General features: G+C 67.4%; 28 protein-coding genes. 13 read left to right on the top strand and 15 right to left on the bottom strand.

The annotated features are described in order from the left end of the window. Positions 1–4: 4 nt before the first annotated feature. Positions 5–559, bottom strand: coding sequence for a hypothetical protein (locus tag ACIA76_RS27325; RefSeq protein WP_397155478.1), 555 nt, complete (start codon positions 557–559; stop codon positions 5–7). A 58-nt stretch (positions 560–617) separates the two neighbouring features. Beyond that, a complete protein-coding gene (locus tag ACIA76_RS27330; protein WP_397155480.1) occupies positions 618–1,415 on the bottom strand; it encodes an SGNH/GDSL hydrolase family protein in 798 nt (265 codons plus the stop codon). A 134-nt stretch (positions 1,416–1,549) separates the two neighbouring features. On the opposite strand from ACIA76_RS27330, the gene ACIA76_RS27335 reads away from it, so the two are divergent. From ACIA76_RS27335 to ACIA76_RS27345, 3 genes are all read left to right on the top strand, one after another. Continuing rightward, the gene (locus tag ACIA76_RS27335) at positions 1,550–2,242 is read left to right on the top strand and encodes a response regulator transcription factor (protein WP_397155482.1); all 693 of its coding nucleotides are present in this window, start codon (positions 1,550–1,552) and stop codon (positions 2,240–2,242) included. Then, positions 2,239–3,240, top strand: coding sequence for an ATP-binding protein (locus ACIA76_RS27340; protein ID WP_397155484.1), 1,002 nt, complete (start codon positions 2,239–2,241; stop codon positions 3,238–3,240). The genes ACIA76_RS27335 and ACIA76_RS27340 overlap by 4 nt, the downstream gene beginning before the upstream one ends. Positions 3,241–3,312: 72 nt before the next feature. Beyond that, positions 3,313–4,959, top strand: a complete 1,647-nt coding sequence (locus tag ACIA76_RS27345; RefSeq protein WP_397155486.1) for a DUF4153 domain-containing protein — start codon at positions 3,313–3,315, stop codon at positions 4,957–4,959. Between the two features lie 25 nt (positions 4,960–4,984). Here ACIA76_RS27345 and ACIA76_RS27350 read toward each other — a convergent pair whose 3' ends face one another. The 3 genes from ACIA76_RS27350 to ACIA76_RS27360 all read right to left on the bottom strand — a co-directional run bounded on the left by ACIA76_RS27350 (position 4,985) and on the right by ACIA76_RS27360 (position 7,718). Next, entirely contained in the window at positions 4,985–5,494 is a 510-nt protein-coding gene (locus tag ACIA76_RS27350) for a GtrA family protein (RefSeq protein WP_397155488.1), read from the bottom strand. A gap of 242 nt (positions 5,495–5,736) precedes the next feature. Continuing rightward, the gene (locus ACIA76_RS27355; RefSeq protein ID WP_397155490.1) at positions 5,737–6,582 is read right to left on the bottom strand and encodes an SDR family oxidoreductase; all 846 of its coding nucleotides are present in this window, start codon (positions 6,580–6,582) and stop codon (positions 5,737–5,739) included. A gap of 203 nt (positions 6,583–6,785) precedes the next feature. Continuing rightward, a complete protein-coding gene (locus ACIA76_RS27360; RefSeq protein ID WP_397155492.1) occupies positions 6,786–7,718 on the bottom strand; it encodes an LLM class flavin-dependent oxidoreductase in 933 nt (310 codons plus the stop codon). Here ACIA76_RS27360 and ACIA76_RS27365 point away from each other — a divergent pair. The 6 genes from ACIA76_RS27365 to ACIA76_RS27390 all read left to right on the top strand — a co-directional run bounded on the left by ACIA76_RS27365 (position 7,712) and on the right by ACIA76_RS27390 (position 11,385). Then, positions 7,712–8,326 (top strand): VOC family protein, encoded by a 615-nt coding sequence (locus tag ACIA76_RS27365; protein WP_397155494.1) that lies wholly within the window; start codon positions 7,712–7,714, stop codon positions 8,324–8,326. The two genes, ACIA76_RS27360 and ACIA76_RS27365, sit on opposite strands and share 7 nt — an antisense overlap. A 36-nt stretch (positions 8,327–8,362) precedes the next feature. Beyond that, positions 8,363–9,151 carry a helix-turn-helix domain-containing protein gene (locus ACIA76_RS27370; RefSeq protein WP_397155496.1) on the top strand — a complete coding sequence of 263 codons (789 nt, stop codon included), beginning with the start codon at positions 8,363–8,365 and terminating at the stop codon, positions 9,149–9,151. Beyond that, positions 9,148–10,011 carry a fructosamine kinase family protein gene (locus ACIA76_RS27375; protein WP_397155497.1) on the top strand — a complete coding sequence of 288 codons (864 nt, stop codon included), beginning with the start codon at positions 9,148–9,150 and terminating at the stop codon, positions 10,009–10,011. Before ACIA76_RS27370 ends, ACIA76_RS27375 begins: the two co-directional genes overlap by 4 nt. 81 nt (positions 10,012–10,092) lie before the next feature. Beyond that, positions 10,093–10,266: a hypothetical protein gene (locus ACIA76_RS27380; RefSeq protein ID WP_397155499.1), complete on the top strand. Its 174-nt coding sequence runs from the start codon at positions 10,093–10,095 to the stop codon at positions 10,264–10,266. Between the two features lie 51 nt (positions 10,267–10,317). Further along, positions 10,318–10,704, top strand: a complete 387-nt coding sequence (locus ACIA76_RS27385) for a VOC family protein (RefSeq protein WP_397155501.1) — start codon at positions 10,318–10,320, stop codon at positions 10,702–10,704. A gap of 189 nt (positions 10,705–10,893) precedes the next feature. Beyond that, positions 10,894–11,385 (top strand): peptidylprolyl isomerase, encoded by a 492-nt coding sequence (locus ACIA76_RS27390; RefSeq protein ID WP_397155502.1) that lies wholly within the window; start codon positions 10,894–10,896, stop codon positions 11,383–11,385. Positions 11,386–11,482: 97 nt separating this feature from the next. On the opposite strand, the gene ACIA76_RS27395 is transcribed toward ACIA76_RS27390, so the two are convergent. The 5 genes from ACIA76_RS27395 to ACIA76_RS27415 all read right to left on the bottom strand — a co-directional run bounded on the left by ACIA76_RS27395 (position 11,483) and on the right by ACIA76_RS27415 (position 14,090). Continuing rightward, entirely contained in the window at positions 11,483–11,980 is a 498-nt protein-coding gene (locus ACIA76_RS27395) for a phosphoribosyltransferase (protein ID WP_397155504.1), read from the bottom strand. A 48-nt stretch (positions 11,981–12,028) separates the two neighbouring features. Then, the gene (locus ACIA76_RS27400) at positions 12,029–12,160 is read right to left on the bottom strand and encodes a hypothetical protein (protein WP_397155506.1); all 132 of its coding nucleotides are present in this window, start codon (positions 12,158–12,160) and stop codon (positions 12,029–12,031) included. 138 nt (positions 12,161–12,298) lie between these two features. Continuing rightward, positions 12,299–12,628: a transposase gene (locus tag ACIA76_RS27405; RefSeq protein ID WP_397155508.1), complete on the bottom strand. Its 330-nt coding sequence runs from the start codon at positions 12,626–12,628 to the stop codon at positions 12,299–12,301. Between the two features lie 117 nt (positions 12,629–12,745). Next, a complete protein-coding gene (locus ACIA76_RS27410) occupies positions 12,746–13,585 on the bottom strand; it encodes a hypothetical protein (protein ID WP_397155510.1) in 840 nt (279 codons plus the stop codon). A 115-nt stretch (positions 13,586–13,700) separates the two neighbouring features. Then, complete coding sequence (locus ACIA76_RS27415) at positions 13,701–14,090, bottom strand: transposase (RefSeq protein WP_397155512.1); 390 nt, start codon at positions 14,088–14,090, stop codon at positions 13,701–13,703. Between the two features lie 575 nt (positions 14,091–14,665). On the opposite strand from ACIA76_RS27415, the gene ACIA76_RS27420 reads away from it, so the two are divergent. Next, positions 14,666–14,998 carry a hypothetical protein gene (locus ACIA76_RS27420; RefSeq protein WP_397155514.1) on the top strand — a complete coding sequence of 111 codons (333 nt, stop codon included), beginning with the start codon at positions 14,666–14,668 and terminating at the stop codon, positions 14,996–14,998. Here the strand turns inward: ACIA76_RS27420 and ACIA76_RS27425 are convergent. Together ACIA76_RS27425 and ACIA76_RS27430 are read right to left on the bottom strand one after the other, a co-directional pair. Continuing rightward, positions 14,936–15,646 carry a metal-dependent hydrolase gene (locus ACIA76_RS27425; RefSeq protein ID WP_397155515.1) on the bottom strand — a complete coding sequence of 237 codons (711 nt, stop codon included), beginning with the start codon at positions 15,644–15,646 and terminating at the stop codon, positions 14,936–14,938. The genes ACIA76_RS27420 and ACIA76_RS27425 overlap by 63 nt on opposite strands. Positions 15,647–15,706: 60 nt before the next feature. Further along, entirely contained in the window at positions 15,707–17,962 is a 2,256-nt protein-coding gene (locus tag ACIA76_RS27430) for a serine/threonine-protein kinase (protein WP_397155517.1), read from the bottom strand. Positions 17,963–18,167: 205 nt separating this feature from the next. Here ACIA76_RS27430 and ACIA76_RS27435 point away from each other — a divergent pair, with 205 nt between their 5' ends. Together ACIA76_RS27435 and ACIA76_RS27440 are read left to right on the top strand one after the other, a co-directional pair. Beyond that, a complete protein-coding gene (locus tag ACIA76_RS27435) occupies positions 18,168–18,911 on the top strand; it encodes a hypothetical protein (protein ID WP_397155519.1) in 744 nt (247 codons plus the stop codon). A gap of 54 nt (positions 18,912–18,965) precedes the next feature. Further along, positions 18,966–19,829 carry a P1 family peptidase gene (locus ACIA76_RS27440; RefSeq protein WP_397155521.1) on the top strand — a complete coding sequence of 288 codons (864 nt, stop codon included), beginning with the start codon at positions 18,966–18,968 and terminating at the stop codon, positions 19,827–19,829. Positions 19,830–20,047: 218 nt separating this feature from the next. Here ACIA76_RS27440 and ACIA76_RS27445 read toward each other — a convergent pair whose 3' ends face one another. Further along, positions 20,048–21,001 (bottom strand): SMP-30/gluconolactonase/LRE family protein, encoded by a 954-nt coding sequence (locus ACIA76_RS27445; protein WP_397155523.1) that lies wholly within the window; start codon positions 20,999–21,001, stop codon positions 20,048–20,050. A 178-nt stretch (positions 21,002–21,179) separates the two neighbouring features. Further along, positions 21,180–22,145, bottom strand: coding sequence for an NAD(P)H-dependent oxidoreductase (locus ACIA76_RS27450; RefSeq protein WP_397155525.1), 966 nt, complete (start codon positions 22,143–22,145; stop codon positions 21,180–21,182). On the opposite strand from ACIA76_RS27450, the gene ACIA76_RS27455 reads away from it, so the two are divergent. Beyond that, positions 22,057–22,392 carry a winged helix-turn-helix transcriptional regulator gene (locus tag ACIA76_RS27455; protein WP_397155527.1) on the top strand — a complete coding sequence of 112 codons (336 nt, stop codon included), beginning with the start codon at positions 22,057–22,059 and terminating at the stop codon, positions 22,390–22,392. The genes ACIA76_RS27450 and ACIA76_RS27455 overlap by 89 nt on opposite strands. A 428-nt stretch (positions 22,393–22,820) precedes the next feature. Here ACIA76_RS27455 and mtnC read toward each other — a convergent pair whose 3' ends face one another. Further along, positions 22,821–23,525, bottom strand: a complete 705-nt coding sequence (mtnC, locus tag ACIA76_RS27460) for an acireductone synthase (RefSeq protein WP_397155529.1) — start codon at positions 23,523–23,525, stop codon at positions 22,821–22,823. Between the last annotated feature and the right edge of the window lie 10 nt (positions 23,526–23,535).

A 23,535-nucleotide genomic window follows, 5' to 3' on the forward strand; every position in this document is an offset into this window, starting at 1 on the left:
TTGCTTACGGGAGAACCGGAATCACCGGATGGTGCGACGACACGAACACCCACGGCGGCCCCCGCCACCGCAGACCCACACAATGCACCCGCTGCACGACCACACGCACTGCCGACACGCACACGATGCGCCCGCGCCGCTCGACCGTGAACCAGCGCACGAGCGCGACCACGATCCGCCGCATCCGCGCCGACACCCGCCCCAGCGCGACCTCCGCGCCGCGGATCACCAATGCGCCCACCGCGATCGCGACCAGATGCGCACCCAGCATCGCCGGACTCATCGCCGACCCATGCCGATGCGGACCCGAAACCGCCAGCGCCGCATGCCCGATCACCTGACCGCCCGCCAGCGATATCACCAGCAGCCCCAGTCCGCCCCGCCCGGTCGCCACCACGACACCGATCAGCGCACACGCCGCCATCAGCAGCGTCAGCGACGCCGAACCGACAGCGACCGGGCCGCCGCCGAATCCGTGCGCGGCGATGCTCACCGCCCCCGACGCCGCGCCGACGGACGCCCCGCGCAGCCGCGCCGCAGAGTCCGCCGATGATCGCACCGGCTCATCGTACTGATCACAAGATTCGGGCAATTGCCCAGGTTTGTCCGTTCCCGGTTCAGTCGGCCACCGACACCATCGGCGCCAGCAGCGGCCGCTTCGCGGTGACCCCATTGCCCGAGGAGATGCCCCGCACCCGCCGCGCCACCCACGGCACCATATGCAGCGCCGCCCACCGCAACTCCGCGACCATCGCCTCGGCCGCGGTGCGCGGAGACGGCGGCATCGGCGACCGCCACGTCCCGTCGGCGCCGGGCAGCCCCAACGTCTCCGCGACCGCCCGCGCCACCAGGTCGTGACCGAGCGGATTGAGATGCAACCGGTCATCGGCCCACACCCGCCGATCGGTCGCGGCCGTCACCGGTTCGAAATCCACCAGCACCACACCGGGCCGGCGCGCCAGCTCACGGATGCGCGCGTTCATCGCCCGCACCCGCGCCGACAGTGGCCGCACGATCGGCGCGACCCCGCCGATATCGGGGAAGGTGAAGGTGATCACCCACGCGCCCGCCGCGGTCAACGCCTCGAACATCGCCTCGATCTCCGCGAGCACCGCCTCCTGATCGAACCGCGGCCGGATCAGATCGTTCATCCCCGCCACCACCGCCGCCAGATCCGGCGCCAACGCCAGCGCGGGCGCGAGCTGCTCGTCGCGGATCTGCGCGGCGCGGCGGCCGCGCACCGCGAGATTGGCGTAGCCCAGTCGCGGATTCACCCCGGCCAGCAGCGCCGCGAGCCGATCGGCCCAGCCCACATGCCCGCCCGCGGCGTCCGGATCGCCGATGCCCTCGGTCTGGCTGTCGCCGAGCGCGACGAAACGAGTGAACGTCTGCGCCGCATGGTCATCCGGCCTCACATTCGCCTCCTGCGGATCGGCCCTGGCGAGGTAATCGTATTCGCGTCCGCGCCGTGTTCGCATCCTGGGCGTGCACACGAGATCTCCACAACTGCCGCGAACCATCTCCACCGGCGTTGCCTAAGGTCAGTGGCATGGAACCGATGCCGCAGCCGACCCGGGCCCGACGCATCCTGGTGGTCGAGGATGAGCCCACGATCGCCGAATCGGTCGCGGCTCGCCTGCGCGCCGAGGGATTCGCCGTCACCGTCGCCTGCGACGGCCCGGCCGCGGTCACCGCCGCCGACACCGAACAGCCCGACCTGATGGTGCTCGATGTGATGCTGCCCGGATTCGACGGACTCGAGGTGTGCCGCCGCGTGCAGGCGCGGCGGCCGATGCCGGTGCTGATGCTCACCGCCCGCGCCGACGAAACCGACCTGCTGATCGGCCTCGGCGTCGGCGCCGACGACTATCTGACCAAACCGTTCTCCATGCGCGTACTCACCGCCCGCGTGCACGCCCTGCTGCGCCGCGTGGACCGCAGCGCCGAACCCGCCGCCACCGTCGTGGTCGGGCAGCTGCGCATCGACATCGATCAGCGCCGGGTATGGCGGGCCGAGCGCGAAACCCAGCTCACCCCACTGGAATTCGATCTGCTGGTGTATCTGGCGCGCCGCCCCCGCGCGGTACATCCGCGCGAACGGCTGCTCGACCAGGTGTGGGGCTGGACCGACGCCTCGGGCACCCGCGCGGTCGACAGCCATATCAAGGCGCTGCGCCGCAAACTCGGCGCCGACCTGATCCGCACCGTGCACGGTGTCGGCTACGCCCTGGAGGTCCGATGAACACCGCCTGGCGCCTGCCGCGCCCGCTGGATCCGGTGCGCTCGATCAAACTGAAACTCGCCATCCTGATGGTGTGCTCGGGCGCGCTGGCCTTCGGATTCTTCAGCCTGAAAATCGGCTGGCTGCCGCCGCGCACCACCCTGGCAGCGCTGCTGATCGCCCTGATCACCTCCCAATTCCTCGCCCACGGCATCACCCGCCCGCTGCGAGAGATGACCGCCGCCGCCGCGCGCATGGCCCACGGCGACTACTCGCTGCGCGTGCGCGCCACCTCCCGCGACGAGGTCGGCCGCCTCGCGCAGGCCTTCAACCGGATGGCCGCCGACCTCGCCACCGCCGATCAACAGCGCCGCGACTTCATCGCCAACGTCTCCCATGAACTGCGCACCCCGATCACCGCGCTGACCGGACTGCTGGAAAACCTCGTCGACGGAGTGTCCCGCCCCGATCCGGCGACACTGCGCACCGCCCTGGCCCAGACCGAACGACTGGGACTGCTGGTATCGGAACTGCTCGAGCTGTCCAGCATCGAAGCCGGCGCGGTCGTCCTGGACCGCGAACCGATCCCCGTCGCGGATCTGATCACAGAGGTCATCGCCGAGGCCGAGGTCACCGCCGCCGTGCTGGGCCGCGGTGTCCGCTTCGCCACCGACCTGCGCCCCGGGCTCATCGTGCACGGCGACCGCGCGCGGCTGCATCAGGTCCTGCTCAACCTGCTCGACAACGCCGCCCGCCATGGCCCGACCGGCGGCACCGTCACCCTGCACGCCGACCAGGGCCCCGGCCATACCCTGCTCGAGGTTCACGACCAGGGCCCCGGCATCCCACCCGCCGAACGCGACCGCGTCTTCGAACGCTTCACCCGTGGCGGTCGCGCCGACGGCGGCGGCACCGGCCTGGGCCTGGCCATCGCCCGCTGGATCGTCGAACTGCACGGCGGCGCCATCGCCGTCACCGACCCCGGCTCCCGCATCCGCCTCACCCTGCCTCACCACTGAAAGCCCTTCCCCCGCAACCCGGACCGTGCCCTGGTCCCCGGGTCGATCCCGCACACCCTCAGGAGCCCTGCCATGCCCACCGAACCCGACCCGACACCCGTGACGCCCGGGAACCCCGCCCAGCGCGCGTTCGATACGGTCGCCGCCGTCACCACCGGCCCCGCAGCCGACCACGGCCTCGCCGAGTCCGCCCCAGCCGCATCGGACTCCGCCGCCGTTCGCGCGCAGGCCGACCCGGCTTCCGGTAACCCGGCCACCGCACCGATCACACCGAATCCCGCCGCGCCGCGGCCGTTTCCACCGCGCTCGGCGCAGGTCGTCTTTCCGCGCGGTGTCGTGTCCGCCATGGTCGTCAGCGCGGTCGCGGGCGCCGTGCTCATTCCCCTCGACAGTCCGGGGATCGGCTGGTTCCTCGCGGCCGCGATCACCACCGCCGCGATCGCAGCGGTGGACCACCTGGCCCGCCGCACACCCGCCGCACCGGGCAAGGCCATGGAATCCCGCGTCCGACACCCCTATCGAGCCCGCTGGTGGTGGGCCGCACTGACCGTGGCGCTGCTGTCGGTCGGGGTGATCCGCGCGTCGGGCTGGCTGTTCGCCTGCTGCCTGCTCGCCGCGCTCACCACCGCCTCGATCACCCTCGTCGGGCGGCGCTCGGCGACCGGACTGTGGTTCGACGTGCTTGCCGTGCCGCTGTCGGCACTGACCATGCCGCCCTGGCTGATTCGAGGACTGGGCCACCACACCGGCAGGGCCGCGGCCACCCGCGCCCGGCTCGGGATCTCCCTCGCCGCGACCGCCGGACTGCTGCTGATCTTCGTTCCACTGCTGGCGGGTGGGGACGCACTGTTCGCTCGATTACTGCGCTCGGTCGCCCCGGAATCCGACGCCTCCTCGGTGACGCGCTGGATCGTCGTCGGCGTGCTCGTCGCCGCGATCACCGCCGGATCGCTGTATCTGCTGGCCGCCCCGCCCGTCGCCGCCGACACCACCCCCGCTCCGCGCGCACTGCGCTGGCGCACCGGCGAATGGGCCCTGCCCGTCGGCGCGCTCACCACCCTGTTCGCCCTGTTCGTCGGTGTCCAGCTCACCGCCCTGTTCGGCGGCGGCGACTACGTCCAGCGCACCGCCGGACTCACCTACGCCGAATACGCCCGCAGCGGCTTCTGGCAACTGTCCGCCGTGGGCATCCTGACCCTCGCCGTCATCGCCGCCGTGCTGCGCTGGGCCGCCACCGACACCGCCGCCCAACGACTCTGGCTGCGCGCACTGCTGGGCGGCCTCGGCGCACTCACCCTCACCATCGTCGCCTCGGCCCTGTCGCGCATGTGGACCTACCAGCAGGCCTACGGCTTCACCGTGCTGCGCCTGCTCGTCTCGGCCTGCGAAATCTGGATCACCCTGCTGTATCTGATGATCCTGACCGCCCTGATCGGACTGCGCCGCGCCTGGCTGCCCCGCGCCGCCGTCGCCACCGCCGCACTCACCCTGCTGCTGCTGGCCGCCGCCGACCCCGAACGCCTTGTCGCCGACCGCAACATCGACCGCTGGCAGGCGGGCAAGGACCTCGATATCGGCTACCTCAGCGGTCTGTCCGCCGATATCGTCCCCGCCGCCGACCGGCTCCCCGAACCCCTGCGCACCCAACTGCTCGACCCGATCCGGGCCCGCGCCACCGACCATCGCTGGCAAAGCTGGACCCTGGCCCGCACCCGATGACCACCCACCCCGTCCCGCCGCGACGTCAGAGAATCTCCAACTCCGCCTCGCGCAAATCCTTCGGAAACACATACCGCCGCAGCGCCCAGAACCGGAACACCATCGCCAGCAACACACCCAGAATCTGCCCCGACACGAAGTTCGCCAACGCCTGCGTCGGCGCACTCACCCGCGGCACCCGGATATCGAACACATACAGCGACACCGCCTGCGGAATCAACGTCACCACGATCGCCAACCCGCTCACCGCGAAGAACAACGCCGCCTCATGATGACGCTGCCGCCCGCCACGCGCACTGAACGACCACTCCCGATTCAGCACATAGGACGCGATCGTCGCGATCAACACCCCGAATGCCCGCGCCGTCAACGGCTTGTCCTGCAACACCGTCAACTTCAGGGCATACACGATCCCCGTATCCACGAACCAGGTCGCCGCACCCACCGCCGCGAACTTCAACAACTCCTGATGCCGAAGCAACACATCGCGATACGACCCCGGCAATCGATCGAGTCCCCACTGCACCAACGACACGTACGCCACCATAGCTCCGCCCACCGCCCCCGGCACGCCGACTCTCCCCGGTCAGCCCCGCCCGAATCGCCTGCCCCATCGCCGGACTCCCCGTATGTCCGGAATCCTCGATGATCCGCCACCGCGCCGACGACCACACCTGGATCCGCTGCCCATCACCCACCTCGAGCAGGCCTCGGTCAACCGGCTCGATCTCCGCAAACAGCTCGGTGCGAACGGAATTCACCCACCGAGTGTGCCAGCTACCGCGACCGCGCGGGCAACCCCACCAACTCCGCACTCACCGCCGACAACCGATCACCCACCGCATCATCCTGCGCCACCCGCGACGGCGCCTTCACCCGATCACCCTGGAAATAGCATCCGGTCACCGCACCCAGATCCGGATCCGTCGCCAGATACGTCAACCGCTGCCCACCCTCCTCCGACGACACCATGAAGATCCGCTTCACCACCCCCATCACCGGCCGCGCGAACCACGGCGCCGCATCCCAGATCCCCGTCGCCACCGCCCCCGGATGAAACGCGTTCGCCGTCACCCCCGTCCCCGCCAACCGCCGCGACAACGCCCGCGCATACAGCACATTCGCCAACTTCGACCGGCTGTAGGCCTTCTGCCCCGAATACCCCCGCCGAAAACCCGGATCCTCGAAATCCATCGTCGCCCCGAAATGCATCACCGACGAGGTGAACACGATCCGCGCCGACCCACTCGCCACCAACCGATCCAATAACAACTCCGTCAGCAGAAACCCACCCAGATGATTGGTCGCGAACGTCGACTCCACTCCGTCGACCGTCTCCGACCGCCCCAGGAAGAACCCACCCGCATTGTTGACCAGCACATCGATGCGCTCATACCGGTCCAACACCTCCCCGGCCAGCCGCCGCACCGAATCCTGCGCCGCCACATCACATTCCACCGTATCGACCGCCCCGGCCCCCGCCGCCCGCACCCGCTCCGCCGACACCGCCAACTTCTCCGGATTACGACCCACCAGCACCAGCCGCCCGCCCCCCGCCGCGATCTGCCGCGCCGCCGCCAGCCCGATGCCTGATGTCGCCCCCGTGATCAGGATCGTCCTCATACCCCAACACCATGCCAGATCCCCCCGCCGCTGTCCTGCCACCCGCACAGCCCCCCACCCGACCCCTACCCGAACACCGTGGCCCCCAACGATCACCGACACCCGGTGGGTGATCACCTTCACCTTCCCGATATCGGCGGGGTCGCGCCGATCGTGCGGCCGCTGTCGGCGCGAGTGTGTCGGGCGAATTCGAGATCCCTCGATCAATCCCCGGGACGCAACGCGGCCAGCAGCCGAGGCAGTCCGCCCGGTGCGGCAGCCAGTTCCGGAGTGAGGGCCACGGCCAGCACCACCGTCGTGACACCAGGATGCAGATAGCGCAGGATGCGTTCTCGCAGTTCGGCCGGACTACCGTGCAACCACAACCGATCGATCAACTCGTCCGGTAACGCCTGCGCGGCCCGCAGCCGATCACCCGCGGCGAACAACTCGGAGGAGGCCCGCAGCGCCTCCCCACGCCCGCGCCACGCATGGAACGCCTGATAAGGCTCCTGATTGAGAATCCAGCCGAGGAAGCCACGACCCGCCCGCCGCGCCGCATCCGCATCGGTCGTGGGACAGACGAACAGCTTCACCACGGTCTCCCGATCCGGAAAAGGCCCACCGGCCGCAGCGATGACCTCCGGCACATCATCATCGGTGAGCAGATTCAAGATCGCACCATCGGCCTCCTCATAGGCCAACCGCAGCATCCGCGGCCGCAACGCACCCACAATGACCTTCGCACCGCACTCGGCGAGCAAAGGTCGCACCGCACCGACCGTGCGCCGCACAGTATCCAGCGGCGCGCGGTGGGGGATCCCGTTGAGAGTCGTCACATGCTCCGGGACCGAGGAACCCACCCCGAGCACGACACCTCCGCCCGCCAGTTCGGCCAACCCCGCAGCCGTGTAGGCGAGCACACCGGTGCCGCGGGTTTGCGCGGGAACGACCCCGACACCGACGCGCAGCCGGGGCTGCCACGCCGCCGCGGCGGCCAACGGGGTAAACGCATCGATCACACCGCCTTCACCCGTCCACACGTCGGAATATCCCAAATCCGGCATCGCCTGCACGGTTTCCCGGTGTTCTCGCAACGCCACAGCAGGAAGCGGAAGGTTGACGCCCCAGCGAAGCGGCAGTTTCGGCGATGCCATCGGCAGTACCCCTCGGGCGCGGGCGAACGCGCTACGCAATCGGCACGCGGTTCCTTCGACCGGGCAGCCCAGGGAATACCCTAGCGGCGTCGACGGTATCGGGAACAACACGACGAACGATACTGTGCCCCACCGGATATCGGCGAACCTCTCCACGGCCACCGACCATCAGACCGCACCGGCTACCGTCGGCCACGTGCACCTCGAACTCGTCACCCTCATCGTCGACCAATACGACCCCGCCCTCACATTCTTCGTCGACCGGCTCGGGCTTCGACCTCGTCGAGGACTCACCCGCCCACACCACCGACGGCCGCCCCAAACGCTGGATCGTCGTCCGCCCGCCCCACGCGCACACCGGCATCCTGCTCGCCCGCGCCGACGGCGACCGGCAAACCACCACAGTCGGAAACCAGACCGCGGGCCGAGTCGGCTTCTTCCTGCGTGTGGACGACTTCGACGCCGCCCATCGCCGAATGACCGACCGCGGCATCGAATTCGTCACCGCCCCACGCGACGAACCCTACGGCCGCGTCGCCGTCTTTCTCGACATCGCGGGCAACCGCTGGGACCTGCTCGGACCCGCCGAATCATTACCTCGCGAGTAATCGTCGCGCCCACCACCGCTCCGTACGATCGACCACGTGCCAACCCAGAACGCCGGCCATCTGATTCGCCACTGGCGGGTCAACCGCCGCCTCAGCCAGCTCGAACTGGCCGGGCGCGCCGAAACCTCCGCCCGCCACCTCAGCTTCATCGAAACCGGGCGCGCCACCCCCAGCCGTCAGATGATCCTGCACCTGGCCGAACACCTGGAAATCCCGCTCCGCGAACGCAATCGAGTACTGCTGGCCGCCGGCTACGCACCCGTCTACGCCGAACCCGCCCTCGACACCCCGCAGATGGCCTCCGTACGCACCGCTCTCGCGCAGATCCTCACCGGTCACGAACCGTTCCCGGCCCTGGCGGTCGATATGAACTGGAACATGGTCGACTCCAACCGCGGTATCGGCCTGTTCCTCGATGGCATCCCCGCCGAACTACTCACCCCACCGGTCAACGCGCTACGCCTGAGCCTGCACCCCGAGGGCATGGCCCCCCGCATCGCCAACCTCGCCGAATGGCGCGGCCACCTGCTCGAACGCCTGCAACGCCAGATCGAGATCTCCGGCTCCACCGAACTCGCCGCACTGCATCGCGAACTGTGCGACTACCCCGGCGGCGAGCAGCCACCCGGCCTCCCTGAACCCGAACAGGCCGTCGTCCCACTCCGCCTGCGCCACAACGGAACCGAACTGGCCTTCCTCAGCGCCATGACCATCTTCGGTACCCCGATGAACATCACCGTCGCCGAACTGGCCATCGAATCGTTCTTCCCCGCCGACCCCGCCACCGCCGAATTCCTCCGTCACCGAGCACAATCGGAGCAATGAGCGATCTCGCGCCCCGGCTGCGGGCCCTACTCGGCACTCCCATGTCCGCCGTCACCGACCTCGGGCACCGCCACGCCTGGACCCTGCACCGCGCCCGGCTGGCCGACGGCCGCGACATCTTCGTCAAAACCTTGGACCCGCACCGGCTCTCGGATGCGGGCCCGGCACTGACCGCCGAGGCGGCCAGCCTGCGCTGGCTGGGGGAGGGCGACATCGATGGCCTGATCCCCGAGCTGCTGGCGGCCGACGCGACGACCCTGATCCTGCCGTGGCTGCCCGAGACCGCACCCACCACGTCGGCGGCCGACCGGCTAGGCCATGCGCTGGCCGAGTTACACGCGCGCACACCCGAATCCTTCGGCGCACCGTGGCCCGGATTCATCGCCTCACTCCCACAGGACAATTCACAGCACACAGGGGAGTGGGGGAGCTGGTACGCCGAGCATCGCCTGACCCCGCTGCTGTGCCTGGCCGCACCGACGCTGGGGGAGGAGGGCGTGCGCCTGATCGACCGCGTCATCACCGGAATCGACGCCCTATCCGGTCCGCCCGAACCGCCCGCGCGCATCCACGGCGACCTGTGGTCAGGCAATATCCGCTGGACCGCGCAAGGCGCGAGGCTCATCGACCCCGCCGCGCACGGCGGCCACCGCGAAACCGATCTGGCCATGCTGACCCTGTTCGGCGCCCCACATCTCGACCGCATCCTGGCCGCGTATCAGGAGACCGCACCGCTGAAAGAGGGCTGGCGGCAACGCATTCCGCTGCATCAGCTGTATCCGCTGCTGGTGCACGTCGTGCTGTTCGGGGGATCATATCGGGCAATGACCCTCGATGCGGCGCGTGCGATGGCCGGATAAGGATCCGTTCCGCCTGAACATCCTCCCGCGTTGTGACCATATCGCAATGTAGATATGCGCATCTAACAATGTATTGCCTTCATGTCGAACAGACTCGTCTCGGTCGAGGTGCGTCCACAAACAAGCCAGGACCAGGGGGGAGCAGCGCGCCCGCGGTCGGATGCGACCGCGGGCGCGCTGGGTCTGATCACCGACTTCCTCACTCGCGCGGGCGAGCTGCAGCTGCGGCATGTGCGCAGGCTGCGCGCTCGATAGGCCCGCGCGGGGAAGTAAGGAGCGTGTGGCGGGTCGGCTAACCTCGGGTCAATGCAGGTGCAGCGGATACATCATGCGGCGATCATCGCGTCGGACTATGCGGTCTCCAAGGCGTTCTATACCGAGGTGCTGGGGTTTCGCATCGTGGCGGAAAACTATCGGGCGGAACGGGATTCCTACAAACTGGATCTGGCGTTGCCGGATGGATCGCAGGTAGAGCTGTTCTCGTTCCCCGACCCGCCCGCGCGGCCGTCGCGGCCCGAGGCGTGCGGGCTGCGGCATCTGGCGTTCGTGGTGGCCGATGTGGGGGAGGCGCTGCGGGAGCTACGGGGTAGGGGAGTGCGAACCGAGGAGGTCCGGGTCGACGAGTTCACCGGGAAGCGGTTCACGTTCTTCTTCGACCCCGATGACCTGCCGCTGGAGCTGTACGAACAGTGAGCCGGAAGTAATACTCAGTAGGAAATGGCGATATGCGTATCAATGCATGGTTTGGACACCTGCAACCTTATGTCGCATCACCTCCACACGAACCTCACCAACACACCGATCACCAATTGCCATAAGGGGCTGCGCGGGTGGGTCCCAGGGGCCTGCGGCGGCGGAAGACCGGGCACATACGATGTCCGAATGACCACAGTGCTGTTGAATACGTCAGCGGGGGATATCACCCTGGAGTTGGACGAAGCCAAGGCGCCCAAGACGGTGGCGAACTTCGTCGAGTACGTGAAGTCGGGCCACTACGATGGCACGATCTTCCATCGCATCATTTCCGGATTCATGGCGCAGGGCGGTGGGTTCACCGCGGAGATGCAGCAGAAGCCGGCCCCGAAGAAGGTGGAGAACGAGGCCGCCAACGGCCTGCGCAACGATAAGTACACCGTGGCGATGGCCCGGACGTCGGATCCGCATTCGGCGAGTGCGCAGTTCTTCATCAATACCGGCAACAACGATTTCCTGAACTACCCGGGCCAGGATGGTTGGGGTTACGCGGTTTTCGGCAAGGTCTCGGCCGGTACCGATGTCGTGGACGCGCTGAACGGCGTGAAGACGACGTCGAAGGCGGGCCACGGTGATGTGCCGGTGGAGCCGATCACGATCGTGTCGGCTCAGCTGGTCTGAGTACGCGCGGCCCTGGCCGCCGTAGTCGTTGCGGCGGGCCCTTTCTCGCGGTGACAGTGCGAAGCCCCGGCCGGTATGGCCGGGGCTTCGCGCCGTATTACGCCTCGAGTACGCGGGGCTTGCGGTTGATGACCGGTGGCAGCACCGACCAGGGGAAGTTGATCCAGCGGTCGGTGTGTTTCCACACGTATTCGCAGTCGACCTCGGAGCGCGGTTTCTGGTAGACGACCGCGCAGCGGACCTCGGCGACCTTGTCGGCGCAGAAGTCGCGCACGAGTTTGAGGGTCGCGCCGGTGTCGGCGACGTCGTCGGCGACCAGGACGCGCGCGCCGGCGAGGTCCACGGCCGATGGGACGGGCGGCAGCATGACCGGCATGTCGAGGCGCTGGTCGATGCCGGTGTAGAACTCGACGTTCATGACGTGGAGGTTCTTCACGTCCAGCGCGTAGCCGAGGGCGCCGGCGACGAACAGCCCGCCTCGTGCGATGGACAGGATGAGGTCGGGTTCGAAGTCGTCCGCGGCCACTTGTTCGGCCAGTTCCCTGCTCGCTGTGCCGAACAGCTCCCAGGTGAGTTCTTCCCGTTCCGACATCAATTCCTCCGTCCCTCGTGCTCGAGGAAGAGTAGCCGAAGCCACTCGCGGCTAGACCAGGCGGTGGCCGCCGTCGACGTGAACGACTGTGCCGGTGATGAATTCGTTGGTCATGACGGCGTGGAAGGCGGCGGCGATATCGTCGGGGTGGCCGACGCGGCCGCCGGGGAGTTTGGCGGCCATGGCGGTGAGACGTTCGGTTTTGGCATCGCCCGCGAGGTCGTTTCAGATCGGGGGCGATCTGTACCTCGTACGCGGACAGTGCGCGGCAGATCGACTCGATGCCGTAGACCTGGCTGTATTCGTCGATGAAACCGACGATCAGGGGTGTCGCGGGTCGAGTTCCCGCGCGAAGAAGGCCGAGGCCAGTTTCAGGATCTCGTTGGTCTGCTTGAGGTCTCGGTTCTCCCTCCGCAGTTTCTGCAACTCGTCACGCGCGGCCGGCGACAATCCCGAGGTTGCTGCTTGCTTGCCCGGCTGGGCCCCCTCGGCCAGGGCCTTCTTGATCCAGATCCGTAAGGTCTCGTAATGCACATCCACCAACGGTGCGATGGCCTGCGCTACGGCATACGGAGATCCGTACTCATCGAGACGCTCGAGAGCCAGACGCACGGCCTTCTCACGGACCATGGGCGGGTAACGCTTCGACATGATGGGAACCATCTTCTACTAGGAAGAAGCGGCCCCAACCCCTGACGGTTCAGTCCATCAAACCGGGGTAAACCTCGAGGGGCGCTGAGTCTGTCGCTGGTGTGGGCCAGAAGGCCGCTACAGCAATAGTTCCTGCTCTACGCTGCCAGTCGGGCGATTCGGGTTCCACTTCTTGGTGGAAATGGCGGGCATCGCCTCGCCTGCCTTGATATTCAGCTGACGGAACTGGCCGCCGATCACCCATGCATTCCATGCCTTCAGGTACAGGTGAAGCTGATTTCGGGACCCGTCTGCCTTGGTTGCAGATTTTCCGGCACTTGTGCGAAGGATGACATTCCTTAGCATCAGGCGCGGATCTCCTTCGGCCAGGTGGGCACCTGATTCCAGCCCGTCGATCCACGTGGTCTGATCAATATCGGGGCGACGTGTCTTTGTGAGATAGTAACCCACGGCTGCCGCGGGAACCAGGATTCGGAATGCCTTGTTCAACGTCCTGCCCAGCGCTACCGAGTCCCGCATCTCGGGGTGCGTCTGGAGGAACTCTATGATCTGTTCGTTGGTGACCATCGATACGGTTCCGACCCATACTGCATTTGGGTTGTGAGAATATAGGTAGTGCACGCGCAGCGCAGATGCGAGATATGAAGCGTTCTCCTCGCCACTGAGGCTTAGAATATCCCTCGCCGAACGCTTGCGTCCTGTGTCTACCACGGAAAAGGTGGCAGGCGGTACGTCGAACGTTACTTGCATGCGCACTGTCACGCCGGATCGCACTACTGCGGCAAGCCGATGCTGCCCGTCGATCAGGACTCCGTTGGTGTCGAACGCTATGCCCTGGTGCGTGTGCAGCCATTCGCCGCGCTGGATGGCGCCCGCAAGCTGTACGACCATCATTCTGCTGAGAGGGCGATTGCCGGTGTTCCGCTCCAGCCATTCCGAAGCCAACTGCGGTGTCACATCTCTTGCCTCGGTACGAAAGTTGCTTGTCATCGCAGTCCTCTGGGTGTGATGAATCGATGCGTTCGCGAGGTTAACAAGCGATGTGTAACCACTGCAATAGACAATGTCCCGCTCAGATTCCTGTCGAGAGATCCCATGTCGCAGGCATGACATGGTCGTTGTATCTCGATGGCCCGGCGGTTGCAATGTCTCGAATCCACGACTTCAGGCAGGGGTCCGCACAACGCTCTGCCAGGTCGGATACCCGTTCCCATAGGCCCGCTTCGCTCCAGGCCGTGAACCTGCGATGAGCGGTCGATGCCGAAACCTCGAAAGTATTTGGTAGAGACTTCCAAGGGCATCCTGTGGTGAGGACATAGACGATTGCGGTTAGTACCAGCCGTTGGTTGAGTGGGGAAGTTCCGCCGCCTTGCGTCCGTTTGGAGAATTCCGGAAGGTCGGTTTCTATGAGTTCCCACAGGTCATCTGGGACAAGCCTCTGCGATATCGCCCTCACCACCATTCGATTATGCACTTGATTGCGAGGGTAGCAGTGCTGAACACATTATGGTTTTCAATCGCATGGGCGCCACGCGGGATCGGTCATTTCGGGAAAATTCGGACAATTGATTGAAAAGATTCCGGGCAGTCCTGCGACTGCCTGGGCTGCCACAAGCCCCGTCATACGTCATACGGACTTGTAATCCACGCGTCGCGGCGCAGCAGGCAAGCACTGGCGGTTGGCGCCCTTGGTCCGAGCGGCCGCGCGTTCGTCGTCACCGCTGAACAGGCCCGGCGATGGTCCTCACCAAAGCGGATCCTCAACCCGCCCTCGGTGCGCGAGTGTTCGGGGAGAGCGATCAGGATGTGCGCCTGATCGCCGCCGCCGGTCTGCGCCCGCGCGCACGCGTGCCGCCAGGGCCGACCGGAGGCGATCGTCACGGGGCACGAGTTCCAGCCGGTCATCGTCGATCTGCACGCGATCCAGGCTGGGCCATAGGGCACTGGAGCGAGGAGAGGGCCAGGAGATCGCGGTAGCTATGGCGGAAGGGGCACAGCGACAACATGTGCCGGAAGTGCAACTCGCCACCCGATTGAGTGGCGCAGCTGCGGGTGGTGCAGGGTACGGATCCGTCCTCGGCCGCGCTGGCCGCGCTCACGGAGGAATTGTGTGCGGCCAGCGCGGAGTTCGCGCGGTTGTGGGCGCATTACGAGGTGCGCACCAAGCGCGGGGCGCGGTGGGTGTTCCGCAATTCGGCGGTGGGCCGGTTGGCGTTGACTTCGGAGATTCTCACCGCGCCCGGCGGTCAGCGGTTGGTGGTGTTCCAGGCCGCCTCGAGCGGTCCGGATCGTGATGCGGTGGCCCTGTTAGGGCTGGTGGGTGATGATGTACCAGAGCGCGGCGAGGGTGCCGAGTACGAAAAGCGGTGACAGGATCCAGGTTTCGAGCCTGTTGCCGGTGCGTTCGATGATCGGGACGCGGGTTCGGATCTTCAGCGGCCAGAGCAGGCGGCAGCCGCGGTCGGTGAGGCAGTCGCCGATGAGGTGGGCCAGGGCGCCGAGGCCGACGGAGAACGGTAGCCAGGAGGGTTTGTCGGAGATCCACTGGTCCATGGCGAAGGTGCCCGCGACGGCGAGCACGGTGATGGAGAAGTAGGAGCGGGGTCCGGTGCCGGGAGGGCACAGGTTGAGGGCGCGCAAGGCGAGGGCGAGGAGGAAGAAGACGAGTCCGAGGGTGAACCAGCGGCCGAGCCAGTGTTCTCCGGCCCAGGTGCCGTAGGCGATGGCGACGACGAAGGCCAGGGAGTGGGTGGCGTGGCGGTGGCCGCCGGAGACGGTGGCGATGAGTTTGCAGGCGGCGTGCGAGATCGGGCCCAGCACATGCGAGATGGTGCCGTTGGGGTGGTCGGCGTCGGGGAGCAGTGCGGCGCCGGCGGTGAGGAAGGTCCCCATGAGCAGATCGACGGTGCCCAGATGCCCGTATTGCAGGGCGGGGAAGGTGAGCACCGAAAGTGGTAGCGCGGCAGCGGCTCCCGCCCAGGCCAGCGCCCCACTGGTCGCATGTGAATGTCCTAGCACCAGCTCGAGCGTAGACGATCTTGAACGTACGACCGTCACGCGTTGTCGGCGGGCGGTGCGCTATCGGGCGCTGATGATCCGGTCCAGGGCGCTCAGATCCGATTCGAGGGCGTAGAAGGTGCGCAATGCCACGACGAATCCGAAAAGCCCTCCGACACAGAGGCCGACGATCGATCCGATGACGGTCTGCTGTTGGCTCGGGTGGAGGAAGATCAGTCCGGTGGGCACGCCGATCAGCGGAACCGAGGCGGCCACACCGAGATATACGCGGATGCGGCGCACGAGGCGGCGCATCGGGATCGCGTCGGCGGGCGTAGTGTGCCCGGCGGCGACCAATCCGGGGTAGTACCAGCGCAATCCGAAGAAGGTCACCGGAAAGTAGGTGTAGACGACCGCGACCGCGGCGGCGATGAGATAGGAGCCGATGAGGTCGATGATCAGGGCGACCGGCAGGCTGCCCAGCGACTGCAGTTTCACCAGGAACACCAGCAGCGCGGCGACCCAACCGGCGAAGGTGGCCACCGCGATGCGGTCGCCGCAGGCGAGGGTGTCGGCGCGGGCGCGTGCCAGGGTGGCGGGGTCGAATTGTCTGCCGTGGCGTAAGCCGTTGGGTACCAGAAACATTGCCCGGCACCAATACAACAGCACCGCGATGGCGATGGGGTAGGCGATGACGATGATCAGCAGGGCGAGCCGTTCCAGCTGTCCGGTGGCCGCCGGGCCGAAAACCCCGCGAATCAGCTTCAGGTCGTGGGCCATCAGATACAGCGCGGCCAGCAGTTGACCGAACAGGCTGGACGGGATGACCACGGGCACGGGCCGATTGCGCAGCCGGGCGCGCAACGTATGCGCGGGCGGGTCGACCAGATCGCGGGCGATGCGGTCCTGGCTGAGTTCGAGCTGGTGGGCCAAGGCCGCGCCGGTGGGGTAGCGGTCGGCCGGATCGGGGGACAGGCATGTCAGCAGCGCGTGCCGCAGGACCGCGGGGGTGTCGGCGGGCAGGTGGGCCTCCACGCGCGGGGCGATGCCGCGGCGGCGGCGATCGATCATGGCCTGCAGGGATTTCTCGGATTCGCCCGCGCCGGGTTCGTCGTCGAAGGGGACTCGGCCGGTGAGTAGTTCCCACAGCACGACCGCCAGGGCGTAGAGGTCGCTGCGGGTGTCGAGGTCGGCGGCGCTGGCGTCGAGGGTGGGGTGGCAGGCGGCGAGCTGTTCGGGGGACATGTAGGGCAGTGAGCCGCCGAAGTAGGCAACAGGGTTGGCGCCGGGCAGATGTCGGCTGAAGCTGATGTTGAAGTCGGCGAGTTTGGGTTGGCCGTCGGCGGTGAGCAGCACGTTGGCGGGTTTGATGTCGCGGTGCAGGACGCCGCGGCCGTTGGCGTAGTCCAGGGCGGTGGCCAGGCGCGTGCCGAGCCAGGCGACGGTTTCGGGCCAGCTGAGCCGTTCGAGTTGGGTGCGGGCCGCCGATGGTTGCGGTTCGAAGACCCCGCCGGTGGAGGCGGCGGCGTCGGTGGCCTCGAGCAGCAGGGTGCCGTCGCGGTGATCGGCGGGGGTGCGGCGCAGCAGTCGCAGCACACCGAGCAGGGTGCCGCCCGGAATGTACTGCATGTACATCAGTTTCAGGCGCTGCTCGGTGATCTGGCGTTGGTCGAACACGCGCACGATGTGGTCGTGGTCGAGCTGGGCCAGGGTCTGTGGTTCGGTGCCGCGGTCGTGGGAGATCTTGACCGCGACGAGCCGGGACAGGGAGCGCTGCCGGGCCAGGAACACCCGCGCGAAGCTGCCCTGACCCAGCGGCAGCAGCAGATCGAAGTCGTCGACGGTGGCGCCGGGATTGATGGTATCGAGGGCGTCCAGGGCGGTGGGGTCGGCCAGCACGGTCGAGCGCACGCCCCGGGTGAGTTCGCCGGTGTCGTCGAATTGTTCGGTGATGCGCGCCATTTGGGTCGGATAGTCGTGCTCGTATTCGGCGAGGTCGATATCGTCGCGGCGGCTGCGGGCGGTGATCTCCTCGAAGACCAGATCCGGCGGTAGCGGGTCGGTGGCCAGTTCGGGGAAGCGGTCGCGGTAGTCGGCCAGGCGCAGGGCACCGCTGTCGCGTTGCCAGCGCTCGTGCAGGTCGACCTTGATCAGTTCGATGAGCGCACTGCGCCGCAGTGCCGGCTCGGTGGGCAGGTGCGCGGACAGGTCGGGAGGTTCGCCGGACAGTTGCCAGTGTCGCGCGAATTGGGCGACAAGGGTTGTCAGCGCGGTTCGCGTCGCCAGAGCGCGGTCGGCACCGGGGTCGGGTGCGGTCGCGCCGAGGTCATGATCCATCGTCGCTCGCTTCGAAGCTGTGGTGTCCCGGGCCCGGCCCCGAGGATATGACATTCCTCGAGCAGGTAATCGGCGGTTCGGACCAGCCGTTACATCCCGGCGACATTCTCGTGCGCCCGAATGGGGAGGATTTCCGGCCTGGTCTCAGCGAAGGATAGCGGGATATGCTCGGCGCGAATATGGTTCCGAGAGAAAGGGGTTGACCGTGTCGGTGCCTGCAGCGGTCAAGACACAGATCCAGCATATCGGCGGGTCGTTCATGTTCTCGCGCGAGGCCAAGGCCTTCGCCGTGAGCACCGGCGTCGGCGATTTCCTCGGACCCTATACCCGCGGCCGCGGCGGCGTGCTCGGCGACGTGGACGCCGACGTGGTGACCGCCGCATTCGGCTTCCTCGCCCCCGAAACCGTCCGCCGCGCATGGGAATCGGTAGCACTGCCCGCCACCGATGCCGCCGCGGGCTACCTGACCGTCGTGCAGGAATTCGGGCGCCGCAAACTGGGCGGGTTCGAGCAGGCCGCGCGACTGGCCGACCTGCTCGAGGCGGTCGCGGTGACCGCGACCGTGCCCGGGGTGCCGCTGTTCGCGGGCTGGCGGGCGCTGCCGCTGCCCGCCGACGCGCCCGCCCGGGTGCTGCAGTTGATGCATGTGCTGCGGGAGCTGCGCGGCGGCCTGCATCTGATCGCGGTCACCGCGGGCGGGCTGACGCCGGTGCAGGCGGTGCTCATCAGCGGATCACCGTTCAATGACGGTGTCACCCAGGCGAAGCTGTTCGGCTGGCCCGAACCGTTCGAGGAGATCACCCCCGAGATCCGCGGGCACTGGGAGGAGGCCGAAATCGTGACCGACACCCTCATCGCCCCCGCCTTCGCCGCCCTGGACGATCGCGACGGCAAGGAATTGACCGAGCTGGTGCACGCGGCGCACGCGTACCTGTTCCCACCACGGTAGGAATTCGGCACCGCCTGCGGGACAGGCGAATTCGATGACGGGGAGGCCACCGATATGACCATGGGAATAGCCGGAGTGCGGGTCGGGCATTGGACCGACACCACGGGGGAGACCGGATGCACGGTCGTGCTGCTGCCCGAAAGGACCGTCGCCTCCTGCGAGGTGCGCGGCGGCGCCCCCGCCAGCCGCGAACTGGACGCGCTGGCCCCCGACAAGGCCGTCACGACCGTGGATGCCGTAGTGCTGACCGGAGGTTCGGCCTTCGGCCTGGCCTCCGCCGACGGGGTGATGCGCTATCTGGAACAGGCCGGACGCGGCGTGCCCACCCCCGCCGGGAACGTGCCGATCGTGCCCACCCTGGCGCTGTTCGACCTCGCCGCGGGCGATCCCGCCGCCCGGCCCACCGCCGAACACGGCTACGCCGCAGCCCGATCCGCCGCCGCGGGACAGCTCCTGTCCGGACGCATCGGCGCCGGCACGGGGGCATACGTGTCGCAGTGGCGCGGCCCCGAACAACGCCGCCCCGGCGGAATCGCCTATGCGGAAAAGGAATTGGACGGCGTCGTGGTCGGCGCCCTGTGCGCGGTCAACGCCTTCGGCGATATCGACGACGGCCGCGGCGAGGTCTCCCTGGACGCGGTCGCACACCTGAACCGCCCGTTCGAATTCGACACCGCCCGCACCCACACCACCATCGGCGTCATCCTCACCAACGCGCGCCTCACCAAAACCGAATGCCGCATCATCGCCCAGGGCGCCCACGACGGCCTGTCCCGAGCCCTGACCCCACCGCATACCCGCTTCGACGGCGACGGTTTCATCGCCGCGGCCACCGGCCGACACAACGCCCACGTCGACACCGTCCGCCTGATGGCGCTGTCGGCGGTCACCACCGCCATCCGCTCCCTGCCCCGCTGACCATTCCCACCCCGCGCGCCCCCCGAGGGGTCGACGTATCCACCCGCATCCGCCGCGCCCACGACGACGTCGCCCTGTTCGACAACGATCTGCCTTCGCTGCGCCGCTGCGACTGCGACCATGTGCACATCTGGTCGGTCGGCACCGACGGGTAGGTTCCCGAGCACCGATGACCCCCCGCACCTGCCGCCCACGATGGATCACGGGCACGATCGGGCTCACCGCCCGGGAGCCGCGGCGCTCGCCGCGGGATCGAAACCACCGGGAACCTCGTACACCAGCCCGGCGAACGTCGCCGCGAACAACCGTCCCGCCGAAAAGCCCGCGCCGCCACGGCCGTAACTCACCACACTGGTCAGTGGGGCGCCCGACCCCAGCACACAGTAGGCGCCGGGGGAGTCGATGCGCACGATCGTGCCGGACGGATTGAACGGCACCACCGGGCGGTCCCGCGAATCCAGGGTCAGACCGTCCGGCGCGGCCAGCGCATCGACACCGGACAGGTTCAGCAGCGACTGCGGGGCGCCCGGATCGGCCAGCGGGATCCGGGTGACCCCGGGATCGACGAATGTGCGCGAAACATACAGATAGGTGTCGTCGCTGCCCAGCACCGCGCCGTTGGCGCTGGGGAAATGTGCCCAATCGGCCTGGGTCGCACCGTTGGGGGAGACTCGGCCCACCAGATCACCGAAATCGTTGGTGGCGTATACGGTTCCGTCGTCGGCGACAGCGAGCCCGTCGGCGGCACTGAGACCGCCCGCGAACGGCGTGACCGCCCCGGTCGCCGGATCCACCTGCACGATTCCGGCCTGGCGTAGCGTATCGCCCAGCGCCACACGCGAATCGGCGCCGTAACCCACCAACAGCCGACCCTGCGGCGTCCACGCCAACCCGCCCGCCCCGCCGGAAGGAACGGTCGCGACCACCACGGGCGCCGCGCCGGGAACATCGAACCGGTACACCCGCCCGGTCACCAGATCGGTGGTGTAGGCACGGCCCTGCGCGTCGACGGTCAATCCCTCGAACGCCGCGCCCGGCACACTGGCCGCCACCGTGGTCGGCTGCCCCGCGCCCGCGCACACCGACGCGGCATTCGCCGCGGGCGCGGCCAACGCGGTCAATCCGGTCACCATCGTCGCCGTCAGTACCGCGGCCGCTGCTCTGTTGCTCATGACGCCCTCTCGTCGATTCCGTACGGTCAGTCGAGCCCACACGAGCCAGGCCCCCGCGCGGTTCATTCGGTTGCCGAACAGCATCGCCCATTGCGGTCAATTCGCCGGGCGTTTCCTCCAAGATCGGGGTCCGGCAACGTCCGCAATCGGGGTAGCGGCGAGGGCTCTCGGGCCCCTCTCAGTTCGGGCTGTCCACGCGGTGGATGGTGAGGCCGCGTTGTCCCGGCTCGATATGCGGTTGTAGTTGGTGGGTGTCGGTGTAATCGCCGCCGCGCAGCGACCGATAGCGGATCGGCGATTCGGTGTCGAGGGTGGCCAGGCGGGTGGCCAGCGTGCGAACGTGTCGGCGGTGGGTGGTGTCGTCGATGCGATCGGCGCTGCTGATGAGATGTGGACGAAGGGGGAGCATGCCGGTGTAGTGAGCGGTGCCGTGCAGCAGAGGCCACAGCATCTCATCGATATCGCCACTGATCCCGCGGGGCCCGAGCGCATCGGCACGATCACCCGCGGTGACGATAGGCAAGAGGCGGCGGCCGGCGAGGCCGCCGTCGCCGTACTTACGGACTCTGCCGTCGCGGTCTCGGAGGCCGAAGGCGAATCCGTTGGTGAAAACGCGATCGAACCAACCTTTCAGGATTGCCGGCATTCCGTACCACCAGAGTGGGAATTGAACGATGACTATGCGCGCGTCGGCGACCAGGCGTTGTTGCTGGGTGACGTCGGAGGGCAGCATATGGTTCAGCGTTGCGTGGCGCTGCCGATCGGACAGGGTCGCACCGGTCGCCGCGCTCGTATCGTCATCGCTCAGAACAGGATTCCAGCGCGCCGCGTAGAGATCTACACCGACGACGTGGTTCTCGGTGTGGCGGAGGTGTTCTACGCCGCGTCGGTACAGCGAGTGGCTCAGGGAGTCGGCATCGGGATGGGCGATGATCCACAAGATTGATCCGGGGGAGGTCACAGGGTTACTTTCGTACCTGGTCATTGATGTGCCAAGTACTGACATTTCCGGCGTATAGGGACCGCGAGGTAAGTGAAGAGGTGGGAGGGGAAAAATGCGTAAGCCGGTGGAGACCGCTTTGGCGATATGCCCTGTCGAGGTGGCTGTCTCGGTGCTCGGTGGTGCGTGGAAGTTGTCCATCATCAAGAACCTGCTCGGTGGTCGACGCCGATTCGGTGAGCTCGGTAGAGCGGTCGGATCCGTCAATCCGCGTGTTCTGACCCGGCAGCTGCGCGAGCTCGAGGCCGATGGGCTCATCGACCGCCATGTCTACCCGGAGGTACCACCGCGAGTCGAGTACTCGCTCACCGAGTTGGGAGAGTCGCTCGAACCGGCTGTGGCATGGCTGGACCAGTGGGGAGCGACTTATGCGGCGGCTGTTCGGAGGTAGCGAGCGTTTACTTTACATAATGTAGATTATCGGCGTAACAACGGTGCTGGTTGGTGATCTTGAAGTTGTTGTTGTGCAGTGTCTTTGGTGATTCTCCGGACCCCCCTTGCGGCGGCTCGGGTGCTCGGCCGTGAGTCCGGCGTGCTGCTGAGATGTGCAGATCGCGAGACATCTTCGTGCTGAAGGTTTTTCGGTCTTTCTGCGATTCTCCGGAAATCTTCCAGATGCCCCGCTTGGTGAGATTGCCAGTATGTAGCTGAGTGTTGGGTTGCCGAGTGCTACTCCCCTGTCCTGCGGAACCCTGCCTACTAAACGTCACAGTGACGAAATGATGGGATGTCGGGTGCTGCTTGCATGCCCGGGTTCCACACCTCGGTCTGGGCTCGCACGAAGTGTTCCTGCCGATCGGCTTTGACGTGGCAGTGTGCTTACAGCTCGATCTCGGCGAACGAAACGATCCAGTGATGCGGCGGCCGAGGGGAATTCGGTTCTCCGGGTCGGGTCACCCCGATCGCCGACCAGCCCGCCGCTACCGCGGCGTCGAGCTCGTCGGGATGGTCGGACAGGAACAGGATCTCCTGGCCCGGTAGGCCGATGGCTCCGGCGATCTTCTCGTACGACGCGCGCTCGCGCTTGTTCCCGGCGTTGTTCAGGTCGAACCAGTCGCCGATCAGTGAGGCCAGTTCTCCGCCGCGGGCGTGGGCGAACCAATCCTGTTGATTGCGTACCGAACCCGATGAGTAGACGTGCAGTGCCAGCCCGGCCGCATGCCAGGCGCGCAGCGCGGGCGGTGCGTCCGGGAAGAACTCGCCGTGTAGGGCGCCGTCGCGGAATCCTTCGGCGCAGATCAGGCCTTGGGCGGTCTTGAGTGGCTGTGCCTTCACATCGGAATTCAGCCAGCCGCGCAGGATCTCGGCCACCTCGGTCTCGTCGGCATCGGATCGTCGCGCCAGTTCGCGAGTCTGTGCGAGCACGGCGTCGGCCGCGCCGCCGCGATTGTCGGCCAGCCACTGCGGGAGCCGTGCCCGGGTGTAGCCGTAGAGGTCCTCGCGCACCGAACTGGTCGGGCTGGTGGTTCCCTCGATGTCGACGACGATCGCGCGCACGCCGCCTGCTTCGGGCCTGCCGCTCATGCTGTGTCCA

This window comes from Nocardia sp. NPDC051570 (assembly GCF_044454005.1).
In the GTDB taxonomy this organism is placed as follows: Bacteria; Actinomycetota; Actinomycetes; order Mycobacteriales; family Mycobacteriaceae; genus Nocardia.